This window comes from Bradyrhizobium guangxiense (genome assembly GCF_004114915.1).
Classification (GTDB): domain Bacteria; phylum Pseudomonadota; class Alphaproteobacteria; order Rhizobiales; family Xanthobacteraceae; genus Bradyrhizobium; species Bradyrhizobium guangxiense.
Map to the genome: position 1 here is coordinate 3,339,735 of NZ_CP022219.1, position 12,418 is coordinate 3,352,152.

Below are 12,418 nucleotides of genomic sequence, written 5' to 3' on the forward strand. Positions count from 1 at the left end.
CCTCAGTGCACGCCGAGGAAGCGTATGAGCGATTGTGGGTTATCGACCAGAGCCGACGCATCCGCCTCGTGGACGATCTTGCCGGTCTCGATGACATAGACGCGGTCTGCGACCGCAAGCGCGCTGTAGAGGTTCTGCTCGACCAGCAGAATCGCCAGACCCGCCTCCTTCAGCCGCGCGATGATGCCTTCCAGATGCTGGACCATGACCGGCGCCAGTCCTTCGGAGGGCTCGTCCATCAGGATGAGCTCAGGGTCGATCATCAGCGCGCGCGCCACGGCCAGCATCTGTCGCTCGCCGCCGGAGAGCTGGTTGCCCCGGTGCTGGCGCCGCTCGGCCAGCCGCGGGAACAGCTCCATGACGCGATCGACGGTCCAGCCGTTGTGCGCGCGGGCGGATTTAATCATGGTGAGATGTTCGGTCACTGTGAGCGACGGAAAGAGCCGCCGCCCCTGCGGAACCAGCGCGATCTTGCGCCCGGCGATCTCGTGCGATTTCATCCCGGTCAGGACCTCGCCCTTCCACGCGACGCTGCCCCGGCGCACCTGGGGCGCCGACAAGCCCATCACCGAGCGGATCAGGCTGGTCTTGCCCATGCCGTTACGACCGAGCAGCGCGACAACCTCGCGGTCGCGCACCGTGAGCGAGGCGCCCTGCACCACATGGGCCTCGCCATAGAAGCTGTGAAGATCGCGGATCTCAAGCATGACGGTGTGCCTTGCCGAGATAGACGTCCTGGATGTCGGCGTTGCCGCGGATCTCTGCCGGTGCCCCCTCGGCCAGGAACCGGCCGTTGTTGAGGCAGGTCACCCAGTCCACCAGGGAGAGCACCAGGTCCATATCGTGCTCGATCAGGACGATGGTGATCTCCGCCGGCAGACTACGGATGACGTCGGCAACGATGACGCGCTCGGCCGGCGACAGGCCCGCAGCGGGCTCATCGAGCAGGAGCAGCCGGGGACTAGGCGCCAGCGCCATCGCCATCTCGAGCTGGCGTTGCTCGCCATAGGACAATTCGCTGACCAGCGATCCTGCACGTTGGCCGAGACGCGACAAGCCGAGGGCGCGGTCGGCCTGGCCGCGTTCGGCATCAGTCAAGCCGCCCGAACCAAGCAGCGAGAATTTGCGCGGCGTCAGGCCGCAAAGCGCGAGCTGCATGTTCTGCTCGACCGTCAGACTCGGAAACAGATTGGTGATCTGGAAGGTGCGACTGATGCCGCAAGCGGCTCGGCGGTGCGGCGGCATCCTCGTGATGTCGCGGCCATCGAATTCGACGCGGCCGGAGGTCGGCGGCACCACGCCTGTGATGGCGTTGAACAGCGTGGTCTTGCCGGCGCCGTTGGGGCCGATGATGGCTCGCCGCTCGCCACGCCCGACCCGCAGGGTCACGTCGTCAACCGCCTTCAACGCATCGAAGGAGACGCCGACGTGATCAAGCTTGAGGATGGTGTCCGGCACGCGCTTTCTCGTCGATTGGCAGAATGTGGCGGCCGGCAAGCCGGCCGCCTTGATGGTCTCAGGCCTTCTTGATGCCCTGGAAATCCCGCGAATAGGACGGCTGCTTCATGTAGGTCGCGGGGTCATACTTCCAGAACTGGGACACCTGCGGATAGCCACCAATCGGGACATTCCAGAATTTGCCGTCTTTGTTCTTCATGGTCTTGCGGATGACGACGTCGTAAACTGGGTTGCCGTAATCATCGAAGCGGACCGGCTTGCCGAGCGGGCTGTCGGGAAGGTCTGTCTTGAGCACGGTGTCGAGGAAGACATCACGGTCTTCCACCTTGCCGTTGATCGCGTTAATCGCCTTGGCCACCCACATCGCGCCGACATAATGCGAAAAGGCGTAGAGCGACGGGATCTTGCTGAACTTGCCCGAGTAGGTTTTCACGAACGCCTGGGTGGCCGGCAGGTCGGCGCCCTCGGCGAAATGGGCGGAGGTGACGATCCCCTCGCACTCGGCACCCATCGTCCGGATCACGGACTGGTCGGTCGCGTTCTGCGATCCCAGCAGCGGTATCTGATCCTTCAGGCCGAAGCTTGCATATTGCTGGATCAGGCGCGTCGCATCTGCGCCGGTCTGCATCGCGAACACGACGTCAGCTTTCACACCCGCCACCTGACCAAGATAGGGACTGAAATCGGACGTGTTCAGCGGATGCCAGAACTGGCCGACGACCGTGCCGCCGCCTTCCGTGAACGTCTGTGCGAAGCCGCCGCACTGCTCGTGGCCGAACGTGTAGTCTTGCGATATCATCGCGACCTTGCGGTAGCCCTGCTTCAGCGCCCAATCAGCGAGAGGCCGCGAGAACTGGCTGGCGCTGTAGCCACCGGCGCGGATAACGTTCTTGATCCTGGCGCGCTGGGTGAGATCGTCGGCCGCGATCACCGGAATGAAATACGGCGTCCCGTTGCCCTTGACGTAGTTGGCAACGGCAAGGCCGGTGTTGGCCAGAAGATTGCCGAAGAGCATATCCACCTTGGCCTGCTCGACGAGGCGTCGCGCCTTCTGCAGCGCCGTGTCTGGGTTGGAAGCGTCGTCTTCGACGATGATCTCGACCTTGCGGCCGCCCGCCTGGTTGCCTGCGCCCTCCCAGAATAGCGAGAAGCCGTCGATGATCTCACGGCCGCCGGCTGCGACGACACCGGTCTGCGGCGCCATCAGACCGATACGGATCGGCGCTGCCTGGGCGCGCGCCACGAAGGGGGCGGATAGAACACCGGTGCCGGCTGCGAGCGTCAAGCCGGTTGTTTTCAGAAAGCGTCTGCGGTCCATCGTCTACCCTCCGGAATGATTTGGTTTTGAGGAACGGAAACGCCGGCGTGCGAGCAGAAGGCGCGCACGGCCGACCACGCCTTCCGGCGCGAAGATCATGATGAGCACGAAGGCGATCCCGAGCACGCTGGGCCACCGCGCGGTATAGGCACTGACGGCGTTTTCGAGCACGATGATGGCGGCAGCTCCGACAAAGGACCCGAGCAAGGTGCCGACGCCCCCGGTGATGGCCATCAGCAGAGCCGAGACCGACTGCGACAATTGCACCGTCGAGGGGCTGACGAAATTGTTGAACAAGACATAGAGGCCTCCGGCGACACCCGCGAAGAAGCCGGACAGCACGAAGGCCACGAACAAATGAAGCGGAACGTTGTAGCCGAGGCTCCGCATACGGCTCTCGGAATCGCGGATACCCCGCAGGGTCAGCCCGAACGGCGAGTGGACCAGCCGCCACATCAGCCAGGTCAGCGGCGCGACAACGATCAGCACAGCGTAGTAGAAGCTGGCATGGTCTGCGATGAAGACGGGACGGCCGACGCCGCGCAGTCCGTTTTCACCGCCGGTGACCGCGGTCCAGCGCAAGCAGACGCCCCACACGATCATGCCCAGCGCCAGCGTCAGCAACAGGAAATAGACGCCTGATGTGCGGATGGCGAGCGCCGCGAACACGCCGGCAAGCGCCGTCGCCGCCAGAATGCCGAGGGCGATGCCGATCCAGATGTCGCCGCCAAGCGTCGATGTCCAGTAGATCGCGACATAACTTGAGACGCCGAAAATCGCGCCGTGACCGAGCGAGGTGCGTCCCGCAAACCCTGCGAGAATGTCGATCGACATCGCCAAGACGCTGAAGATCAGGACCTGCGTGATGACGGAGACCTGGTAACTGGGCAAGAAGGCAGGCAGGACCGCGAGGGCGAGCAGGACCATCGCGATCCAGCCAATAGCGCGAGGCCGGCGGAGCGAGGGAGCCGGCGCCGATGCAGCCGGGGACAACGGAGCCGATCTCACGCCGCCCTCCCGAACAGGCCCAGTGGCCGGAATGCCAACAGCACCGCCATCGGCCCGAAAATGACGAAGTAGGCGAGTTCCGGAAACATCACCTGCCCGATCGCATTCAACAGGCCAACCAACAATGCGCCGAGGGCAGCGCCCACGAGGCTACCGCGTCCGCCGATGATGACGACCGCGAGCGAGAACACCAGGATCTCGGCGTCGGCACTCGGGTAAAGTGTCAGGAAGGCACCACCGACCCCCCCGCCGAGGCCTGCCAAAGCCGCCCCGAGCATGAATGTACCCAGGAAGACCCGCTGGATGTTGATACCCATGGCTTCGACCATCTCGGGATCATCGACACCTGCGCGGATCAAGGCGCCGAGCCGCGTCTTGTTGAGGAGCAGCCACAGCGCGGCGAACACCAGCAGACCGAGAATTAGAACGAAGATGCGATACTTCGGATACATCCCCCCGCCGATCCACATGGCGCCTCTCAGGGCCTCCGGGACCGGCACCGAGAACGTGTCTCCGCCCCAGATCACGAGCGAGATGTCGTTGAGAAGGAAGGCGACGCCGAGTGTGAGGAGCACCTGGCGCAATTCGACCCCGCGCACGAAGCTCAGCAAGCCACGGTCGAGCACCGCCCCGAGCGCTGCTACCAGCGCCATTGCAGCCAACGCTCCCACCACGAAACTTCCGCTGGCTTTTGCCGCCGAATAACCGGCGAGGCCGCCGACCAGATAGAGCGCTCCGTGAGCGAGATTGACGATACGCAACAAGCCGAAAATCAAGGTGAAACCGGACGCGACGATGAAGATCAGCGCCGCGAAGGTCAGGCCGTTCAGGATCTGAAAGAGATTGATCCCCATCATTCTGGAGCTTGATCCTTCAGTGCGTTCGGACGTTGCGACAGGTACCAATCGTAGATCTGCTCTCCGGTCCAGAACGTCACGTCGGGATGACGCTTGATATGCTCGATGGCGGCCGCGAAATGTTTGAGCCGGTGCGGCGCTCCCATGATGTAAGGATGGACCACCAGCGCCATGATACGGGACGAGTTCTTGGCATCGGCATAGATCTGGTCGAACTGGTCGATCGCGCGGTCCTGGTATTCCGACGCCTTGTGATGCTGGATCAGCATCATCGCCACGTCGTTGCATTCCTGGGTATAGGGCACGTTCACGATCGGCTTCGTGCGGGTCTTCAGGACCACCGGCTCGTCGTCGAGCACCCAGTCACAAACGTACTCGAACCCTTCCTCGACCAGGATGTCCGGCGTCTCCCAGGTCTCGGTGAGCCCAGGCCCCAGCCAGCCGCGCGGATTCTTGCTGGTGAAGGCGCGGATCGCGTCGCGCGTCTTGCGAATGTCCTCGCGCTCGTCCGCGACTTTCTGCATGTTCTTCTGGCCGAACCCGTGACCGATGAATTCCCCCCCCCGCTCGTGCGCCGCCTTCGCGATCGGCTCATACGTGCCGATCGCCTTGCCGTTGATGGCGAGAGCCGCCTTGATACCGAATCCGTCCAGCACCTCCAGCATGCGCCAGAATCCGACGCGATTGCCGTATTCGTGCCAGGCCCAGTTCGGGATGTCGGGCATCGGCGCACCGCCGGCCGGCGGTGTCAGCACCGTTCGTGGCATTGTCTCTTTCGGGTCCCACTCCTCCACATTGACGATCACCCAGACGGCGACGCGCGCAGCATCCGGAAGCACCAGCCGCGGGCGGTCCGCGATCGACGAATAGGCCAGACGGTCGGTTGGCAGCATGTTCACGTCTCGCGCGCTCCAATGGTGATGGCAATTGTGCCGACGCCCTCGACAGCTCCGGTGACCTGATCGCCGGGCAACAGAGGCCCGACGCCCGCAGGGGTGCCCGTCATCACGAGGTCACCAGGCGCAAGGCGATAGGACGACGACAGATTGGCGATGATCTCAGCCACGTTCCAGATCATCTGCGAAAGATCGCCGCGCTGCCGTTCGCGCCCGTTGACGTCGAGCGTGATGGCACCGCGCGCGGGATGCCCCACTTCGGCAACAGGATGAATGGCTCCGCAGGGTGCCGACGCATCGAACGATTTGCCCCGTTCCCAGGGCAGCATCTTCGCGCGCATTTCGCGTTGCCGGTCGCGACGCGTGAGGTCGATCCCGACCGCGTACCCATAAACGCTCGCCAGCGCGCTGTCGCGCGACAGGTTACGACCGCCGGCGCCGAGAGCGACCACGAGCTCGATCTCGAACTGGAAATCCTCGGTATCGGCTGGGTAAGGCACGACCGCTCCATCCTCAACGAGCGCATCCGAAGGCTTCTGGAAGAAGAATGGCGGGTCTCGCTCGTCACCTTCCTTCATCTCGCGAATATGCTCGACATAGTTCCGGCCGACGCAATAGATCCGCCGCACCGGAAAGCGCACCGATGCCCCCGCCACCGGAAGCGATGCGGTCGCGATGACGGGGACTGGAAGATCCGGAACGTGCAGCGAGGGCGTCATCGCGAATTCCTATGCGGCGCTTTTCGTGGCCGGGCCACGCAGGCCGAGTTGCTGAACTTCACCGCTGTCGAGCACGAACCCAAATGCGGTCCGGATGCAAAGCAGGCCTGCCTCATGCAACGCCGGACCATCCATGGTCTCGACGCAATCCTTCACGACGATCACGGCATAGTCGCGGACATTGGCTGCCGTCGTCGTGGCGAGGACGCAGGAATTGGTGTTGACGCCTGTCACCAACAGCGTGTTGATGCCGTGCGCGCGTAGCGTGAAATCGAGATCGGTGCCGAGAAAACAATCGTAACGCTTCTTCGTGTCGACAACCAAGTCGCGCTCGCCATCATAGAGGTCCGGGATGATGGCAACGCCTGGCATCCCGGCGATGTTGTGCCGCAGCACATTCCTGCGAGTCGCATTCGGATCTTCCGCGCGCGTGCGCCAGAACGGATTGGAAGCGATTTCGGCGACATCGCGATACTGCGTCAGCAGGTGGATGACCGGGATCTCGGCGCTACGTGCCCAATCGAACAGGCGCTTGTTAGCCGCGATCACCCGCTGCGCGATCTCCGGCGATGTCGGCATGGTCGCGACGTCCATATCCAGGTGACCGCGATGCAGATCAATTGCGATGATCGCAGCCTCAGGGTGGTCGACGCCGAGATTCATGTGCCCATTCCTTGGCATCCGGATTGTTGGGCAAGCGACAAGCTCGCCTCCCCTCAGTCTGCAATACATTCTTGCGACGAGTCAAAGATAATGTATACATTTTGCGCTTGGATATTGTGCACGGGACGATCAGTCCCTGTTCAATCTGGCTCCGAATTGGGCCGCTCGCAGTGCAAGAACGTGTTCGCCCGTGATTGGCCGACGGAGCTTGCGCGCCTTCGACCTTTCGCTAGATTGTGTACAAACAAGCTTCGGATCTTTTCGTATGGCCGCCCTGCCAGCCTCAGAAACGTCATCCTCCACCCGGTTCGAATCCGTGCTCGAGGCGGTTCGCGCTGCCATTCTTGCCGGCGAGTTTGAACCGGGCGAACGCCTGCACGAAGTTAAGCTTACGTCTCTGCTGGGCGTCTCACGCACACCCGTCCGCGCGGCGCTTCAGAAGCTGGCATCGGAAGGATTGCTCGATTACACGCCGAACCGCGGCTATACGCTGCGGGAATTCTCAATCGACGAAGTGATCAGCGCCTATGACGTGCGCGCCGTGCTGGAGGGCCTTGCGGCACGACTGAGCGCCGAGCGCGGGCTTAACGTCGGCGAGATCGGGACCCTACAACAGGCGCTCCGGGACGGCGACGACTTGCTTCGTAATGGGCACATCACCGACGAGCACCGATCCGAGTACAGCCGGATCAATGCGTGTTTCCACGTCACGATCCATGCGTCTGCCGGTTCGAGGCTGCTCAATGACATGGTGTATCTGTGTCAGCAGGTGCCGGTCTCGTCGCCACGCAATGTGGTGGCGTTCGAAGAAGGGGACGTTCGCCGCCGCCACGAGGATCACCATCGCATCTTCGAGGCGATCGTCGGGCGCGAGCCCTGGCGCGCCGAGATGCTGATGCGGGACCATGTGGCCAGCGTCAAATCATCTCTGATAAGGTCCCTCGCCTCTCCGGCTGCAGTTCAAGCGGCCACGAAGACGGCGCGGCGACTCCGCCGCTAGCATCAATATGGCGCCATCAGGCTCTGTTGTATGGGACCAAGTGGAGCGCGCAATCGCTCTCGAGCTATTGTCTTCGCTGAACCAAAGGGCACTCGCCGTCTGCTAAGGGCCGAAACGCGTCCTTGCCGGGTATCGTCGTGACGACTTTCATGAGATCCCACTCGCCCTTCGACTCGGACGGATCTTTGGTCGCAAGAAGGTACATGTTCCTGATCACGCGCCCATCATCACGAATGGTTCCGTCCTTTGTCATGAAATCGTTGATCGGCAGCTCCTTCATCTTCGCCATGACGGCCTTTGCGTCCTTCGTGCCTGCCGCCTTCACAGATTTCAGGTAATGCATGGCGGCGCTGTACGTACCAGCCTGCACCTGGGTCGGCGGCTGCCCATACTCTTTCCAGAAGCGCCTCGAAAACTCTCTCGTTTCGTCGTTCTGGTCCCAGTAAAAAGCTTCCACAAATTGAAGGTCCTTCGAGGCCTTGAGGCCCAACGAATGAATCTCGGTCACCTGCATCAAGAGGCCGACGATCTTCTGGCCGTTCTGCTGAATGCCGAACTCGGCACCTTGCTTCAGGGCGGTAATGGTATCATTGCCGGCGTTCGCTAAACCAATAATCTGGGCACGCGAACTCTGGGCCTGCAACAAGAACGAACTGAAATCGGACGTATTGAGTGGATGCCTGACGGCGCCAAGCACCGTACCGCCGAGCGATTTTACGAAACTTGCAGCGCTTGCCTCCAGCGCCTGTCCGAAGGCGTAATCGGCCGTGATGAAATACCAGCTCTTCCCACCTTGGGCGACCACTGCGGTCGCCGCACCTTTGCCGAGAGCGTAGGTATCGTAGACCCAATGAACGCCGGTCGGCGAGCAGGCCTTTCCAGTGAGTTCAGCGGTCGCGGGCGTCGTCGCTAGCGTGATCTTGTTCTTCTCGGCAGCGAGCTTTTGGACGGCAAGTGCCGCGGCGGAGCTTCCCAAGCCGACAATCGCATCGACACCCTCCACATCGAACCATTTGCGCGCGATGTTCATGCCGATGTCAGGCTTATTTTGCAGATCAGCCGACATCATTTCGATGGGCTTGCCCAGCAGCGAACCACCAAAATCCTGGATCGCCATCCGAACTGCCAGCACGTTGCCCTGTCCCGAATTTTCTGCGTAGGGACCGCTCATATCGTCGAGCACCGCAAGCTTGACGGGGCCATTCGCGTCCAGCGCGGCCGTGGCGCAGCTCAGAGCCGCCAAACACGCCAGTGCTGCGAATAAGGTGGTAACGAAAGCAAGCCGCCTAGCCATGGGGTTCCTTCCCGGAAGTACGAGCCTTTCCGGCCCTGATGATTTCCTTTTCGAGCAACTCTGAGATGCTTTCGGCGTCCAACCCGGCCTCCTTCAGGACCTCAATCGTGTGCTCGCCCAATGCCGGCGCGTGCCGAGACACGTCCGGAGACGAGACAGACCACTCCGTCGGAATTGCGATATCCCTGATGGGCCCCTCCGACGGATGCTCGACCGTTCGGAAATAGTCGATCGCGAGCAGGTGCTCGTCGCTCAAGACGTCATCCAGGGAATTCATGCGCGCCACCGGGACGTCAGCTTCCGTCAGAAGCTCGATCCATTGCTCGGTCGTACGGGTCGCCAGCACGCCGGCCAGATCCCCGTAGACTTCGTCGATGTGCGCGAGCCTCTCGCTTTGCGAGGAGAACCGCTTGTCGTTCTCGAAAATCTCCGGCTGCCCGATTGCCGCGAAGAAGCTCCGCCAGTGCTTGTCGGTGTAAACCAGCGTGCAGATGTACCCGTCACGCGTCCGGTGTGGACGACGGTTGTGCGCCAGGCTGCGCTGATAACCGACCTCGCCAATCCGGGGCTCGAACATCGCGCCGGCAAGATGTTCTCCGAGCACGATCGTCAGAAGGCTCTCGAACATCGGCACATCGACGCGCTGGCCTTCGCCGCTGAGATCGCGATGGCGCAAAGCCGCCATCGTCGCAAAAGCGACCTGCAGGCCGACAATTCGATCAGCGAGGATCACGGGGGCATAGCGCGGCTCGGACGATCCCGCCTTCAGCGAGAGCCATGGGATGCCTGACATTCCCTGGATCAAATCGTCATAGGCTGGGCGCGCCCCATACGGACCGCGCTGACTGAAGCCGAATGCTCCGACATAGACCAGCCGCGGATTGACAGCGCGCAGGTCCTCGTACCCCAGCCCCAGCCTCGCCATCGCCTGGGGGCGGATATTGTAGAGGAGGACGTCCGCTCGCTCAGCCAGACGAAGCAGCAGCTTCCGTCCTTCCTTCGTCTTCAGGTCGATGACAACGGACCGCTTGCTGCGGTTTGTCGACATGAAGAGGTGGCCCATGCCCGGATTCTTCATCGGACCGGAGAGCCGCATCACGTCGCCGTCAGGCGACTCCACCTTGATGACGTCGGCGCCGTAGTCGCCCATCAACTGACAGGCATAAGGCCCCATCACGACCGTCGTCAGATCTAGAACACGAATGCCCTGGAGCGGACCCGCCATCCTATGCCGCGCTTTCTTTCAGCATTTCGCGCGCGATGACGAGTTGCTGGATCTGGCTGGTTCCTTCGTAGATGCGCAACAGGCGAGCATCGCGGTAGAGCCGTTCGATCGGATATTCCTTGATGTATCCGTACCCACCGTGGATCTGCATCACGCGATCGGCAATCCGGCCGAGCGCTTCCGTCGTGAAGTATTTGCAGCAGGCCGTTTCCTTCGTGACCGCCCTGCCCTCGTCGCGCAGGTGCGCGACACGCTCCACCATCGCTCTCGATGCCAGCGCCTCTGCCTGACAGTCGGCGAGCATGCCCTGGATCAGTTGGAACTGCGCGATCGCGCACCCGAACTGGACCCGCTGCGAGGCGTAGCGCACCCCCTCATCTATGATGCGCTCACTCATGCCCGTCGCGACGGCAGACATGTGAAGCCGCGCATGGTCCAGAGATTTCATCGCCGTCTTGAAGCCGACACCTTCCCGGCCGCCCAGGAGAGCGGTTGCCGGCACGCGGCAGTCCTCGAAGATGACGTCGGCGGTGTGCGCTCCGCGAAATCCCATCTTCTTGTTGCGTGGCCCGATAGTAATGCCAGGCGTGTCCCGCTCGACCAGGAACGCCGAAATGCCCGACGCTCGTTGCTCCTTCGAGCCGGTCCGCGCGAACACGGTGAAGATTCCGGCATGGGGCGAATTCGTGGTGAAGCGCTTCGTGCCGTTGATGATATAGCTGTCGCCATCTCTCATCGCGCGCGTTGTCAAGGAGGCGGCATCCGACCCCGCTCCAGGCTCGGTAAGGCAGAACGAGGCGACAAGATCGCCCGTTGCGATGCGCGGAAGATATTTTTTCCGCTGCTCTTCCGTACCATCGATGATGATACCGAGCGTACCGACCCCGTTGCTGGTGCCGAAATAGGAGCGGAATACAGGCGAGGCGTAGCCGATCTCGCAGACGACGGCGACCTCCTCGTACATCGACAGGCCAAGCCCGCCATACTGCTCGGGGATCGTCATTCCGAAATAGCCGAATTGCTTGAGACGTGCGACGATATGGTCGGGAATTTCGTCGTGTTCTTCGACCCATTCCTCCGCCGCAATGAGCTCTTCGCGGACGAAGCGCCGAGTCTGATCGACCATGGATCGCAAAGTCTCCGCGTCAGCCATCGAGCTTTCCTCTTCTTTTCTGCGCCTTTTTCGCGGCTTCGAGATAGTGTTGATGCAGGATCTTCAGGTGACGCTCCATCTCGGCTACCGCGAGCTCGGCATGTCCGGCGCGCATGTGCTTCATGAAACGTCTGCGCGACCGGATGACGTCCACGCCCATGACGGAGCCAAATTCGGCGATGAAGTCGCTGAGGATGCTCATCAATGACTTCATCATCATGATGAGGATGGGGTTGCCCGTGAGCTCCGCGACCAGGATATGGAAGTGGACATTCGTCTGCGTCTTTAGCGCGAGGTCTCCAGCCAGCGTTTGACGTTCGGCTTCATCGATATTCCCGTCGAGCGCGGCAAGACCGGCTTCATCTGCCCTTTCGATAGCGGCTTTGATCACTGCCGATTCGATTGCCAGCCGGGCTTCGGTGAGCTGCGCGAGATCGATGCCTCCGACGGCCACCATGCCGCGCATGATCTTGGTGAGCGGCTGCGGGCCGCTTGTCGCAATGAAAGCGCCTCCCGCAGCACCCTTGCGCAACTCGATCTGGCCAAGAGACTCCAGGGAGCGCAGAGCCTCCCGCACGACATGCCGACTGACCGCGAAGGTCGAGGCGAGCTCCCGCTCGTTTGGCAGTTTCCCGCCGGGCGGGAACCGTCCCGACTGAATTTGCTCGCCGATCTGCCGCGAGACTTCCTCGAACAATCGGGCCGACTTGACCGTGGTGAAGTTCATGGCTGATGTAATACTCAAATGATTGGACCAATGCAAGGCCACCATGACGGACGCGCTCCAGCCGTTCGCAGGCTCAGAACCGCCCCCGACGAACGCGGCG

Annotated in this window: 13 protein-coding genes; 1 reads left to right on the plus strand and 12 read right to left on the minus strand. The window is 62.0% G+C overall.

Going from position 1 to position 12,418, the window contains the following annotated elements:
- Window positions 1-2: 2 nt before the first annotated feature.
- The 8 genes from X268_RS15790 to X268_RS15825 form a co-directional block, all read right to left on the minus strand.
- Entirely contained in the window at window positions 3-707 is a 705-nt protein-coding gene (locus tag X268_RS15790; protein WP_128925803.1) for an ABC transporter ATP-binding protein, read from the minus strand.
- The gene (locus tag X268_RS15795; protein WP_128925804.1) at window positions 700-1,458 is read right to left on the minus strand and encodes an ABC transporter ATP-binding protein; all 759 of its coding nucleotides are present in this window, start codon (window positions 1,456-1,458) and stop codon (window positions 700-702) included. The genes X268_RS15790 and X268_RS15795 overlap by 8 nt, the downstream gene beginning before the upstream one ends.
- Window positions 1,459-1,516: 58 nt before the next feature.
- Window positions 1,517-2,776: an ABC transporter substrate-binding protein gene (locus X268_RS15800; RefSeq protein ID WP_128925805.1), complete on the minus strand. Its 1,260-nt coding sequence runs from the start codon at window positions 2,774-2,776 to the stop codon at window positions 1,517-1,519.
- A 3-nt stretch (window positions 2,777-2,779) separates the two neighbouring features.
- Window positions 2,780-3,703 (minus strand): branched-chain amino acid ABC transporter permease, encoded by a 924-nt coding sequence (locus X268_RS15805; RefSeq protein ID WP_128925806.1) that lies wholly within the window; start codon window positions 3,701-3,703, stop codon window positions 2,780-2,782.
- Between the two features lie 77 nt (window positions 3,704-3,780).
- Window positions 3,781-4,641: a branched-chain amino acid ABC transporter permease gene (locus X268_RS15810; protein ID WP_128925807.1), complete on the minus strand. Its 861-nt coding sequence runs from the start codon at window positions 4,639-4,641 to the stop codon at window positions 3,781-3,783.
- Window positions 4,638-5,534 carry a polysaccharide deacetylase family protein gene (locus tag X268_RS15815; protein ID WP_128929281.1) on the minus strand — a complete coding sequence of 299 codons (897 nt, stop codon included), beginning with the start codon at window positions 5,532-5,534 and terminating at the stop codon, window positions 4,638-4,640. The genes X268_RS15810 and X268_RS15815 overlap by 4 nt, the downstream gene beginning before the upstream one ends.
- 2 nt (window positions 5,535-5,536) lie before the next feature.
- Window positions 5,537-6,256: a fumarylacetoacetate hydrolase family protein gene (locus X268_RS15820; protein ID WP_128925808.1), complete on the minus strand. Its 720-nt coding sequence runs from the start codon at window positions 6,254-6,256 to the stop codon at window positions 5,537-5,539.
- A gap of 9 nt (window positions 6,257-6,265) precedes the next feature.
- Entirely contained in the window at window positions 6,266-6,919 is a 654-nt protein-coding gene (locus X268_RS15825) for a cysteine hydrolase family protein (RefSeq protein WP_164937760.1), read from the minus strand.
- A 265-nt stretch (window positions 6,920-7,184) separates the two neighbouring features.
- Between X268_RS15825 and X268_RS15830 the strand changes: the two genes are divergently transcribed.
- Complete coding sequence (locus X268_RS15830; protein WP_128925810.1) at window positions 7,185-7,919, plus strand: GntR family transcriptional regulator; 735 nt, start codon at window positions 7,185-7,187, stop codon at window positions 7,917-7,919.
- Window positions 7,920-7,983: 64 nt separating this feature from the next.
- Here X268_RS15830 and X268_RS15835 read toward each other — a convergent pair whose 3' ends face one another.
- From X268_RS15835 to X268_RS15850, 4 genes are read right to left on the minus strand one after another with little or no spacing between them, the layout of a single operon-like run.
- Window positions 7,984-9,213 carry an ABC transporter substrate-binding protein gene (locus tag X268_RS15835; RefSeq protein WP_128925811.1) on the minus strand — a complete coding sequence of 410 codons (1,230 nt, stop codon included), beginning with the start codon at window positions 9,211-9,213 and terminating at the stop codon, window positions 7,984-7,986.
- Complete coding sequence (locus X268_RS15840) at window positions 9,206-10,438, minus strand: CaiB/BaiF CoA transferase family protein (RefSeq protein ID WP_128925812.1); 1,233 nt, start codon at window positions 10,436-10,438, stop codon at window positions 9,206-9,208. The genes X268_RS15835 and X268_RS15840 overlap by 8 nt, the downstream gene beginning before the upstream one ends.
- Before the next feature lies 1 nt (window position 10,439).
- Window positions 10,440-11,591, minus strand: a complete 1,152-nt coding sequence (locus X268_RS15845; RefSeq protein ID WP_128925813.1) for an acyl-CoA dehydrogenase family protein — start codon at window positions 11,589-11,591, stop codon at window positions 10,440-10,442.
- A complete protein-coding gene (locus tag X268_RS15850; RefSeq protein ID WP_128925814.1) occupies window positions 11,584-12,363 on the minus strand; it encodes a FadR/GntR family transcriptional regulator in 780 nt (259 codons plus the stop codon). Before X268_RS15850 ends, X268_RS15845 begins: the two co-directional genes overlap by 8 nt.
- Window positions 12,364-12,418: the final 55 nt, after the last annotated feature.

Excerpts from the sequence above, each read along its gene's own strand:
- X268_RS15790 (WP_128925803.1), bottom strand. The coding sequence starts at position 707 with ATGCTTGAGATCCGCGATCTTCACAGCTTCTATGGCGAGGCCCATGTG.
- X268_RS15800 (WP_128925805.1), bottom strand. The coding sequence starts at position 2,776 with ATGGACCGCAGACGCTTTCTGAAAACAACCGGCTTGACGCTCGCAGCC.
- X268_RS15805 (WP_128925806.1), bottom strand. The coding sequence starts at position 3,703 with ATGGTCCTGCTCGCCCTCGCGGTCCTGCCTGCCTTCTTGCCCAGTTAC.
- X268_RS15810 (WP_128925807.1), bottom strand. The coding sequence starts at position 4,641 with ATGATGGGGATCAATCTCTTTCAGATCCTGAACGGCCTGACCTTCGCG.
- X268_RS15815 (WP_128929281.1), bottom strand. The coding sequence starts at position 5,534 with ATGCTGCCAACCGACCGTCTGGCCTATTCGTCGATCGCGGACCGCCCG.
- X268_RS15820 (WP_128925808.1), bottom strand. The coding sequence starts at position 6,256 with ATGACGCCCTCGCTGCACGTTCCGGATCTTCCAGTCCCCGTCATCGCG.
- X268_RS15825 (WP_164937760.1), bottom strand. The coding sequence starts at position 6,919 with ATGAATCTCGGCGTCGACCACCCTGAGGCTGCGATCATCGCAATTGAT.
- X268_RS15830 (WP_128925810.1), top strand. The coding sequence starts at position 7,185 with ATGGCCGCCCTGCCAGCCTCAGAAACGTCATCCTCCACCCGGTTCGAA.
- X268_RS15835 (WP_128925811.1), bottom strand. The coding sequence starts at position 9,213 with ATGGCTAGGCGGCTTGCTTTCGTTACCACCTTATTCGCAGCACTGGCG.
- X268_RS15840 (WP_128925812.1), bottom strand. The coding sequence starts at position 10,438 with ATGGCGGGTCCGCTCCAGGGCATTCGTGTTCTAGATCTGACGACGGTC.
- X268_RS15845 (WP_128925813.1), bottom strand. The coding sequence starts at position 11,591 with ATGGCTGACGCGGAGACTTTGCGATCCATGGTCGATCAGACTCGGCGC.
- X268_RS15850 (WP_128925814.1), bottom strand. The coding sequence starts at position 12,363 with ATGGTGGCCTTGCATTGGTCCAATCATTTGAGTATTACATCAGCCATG.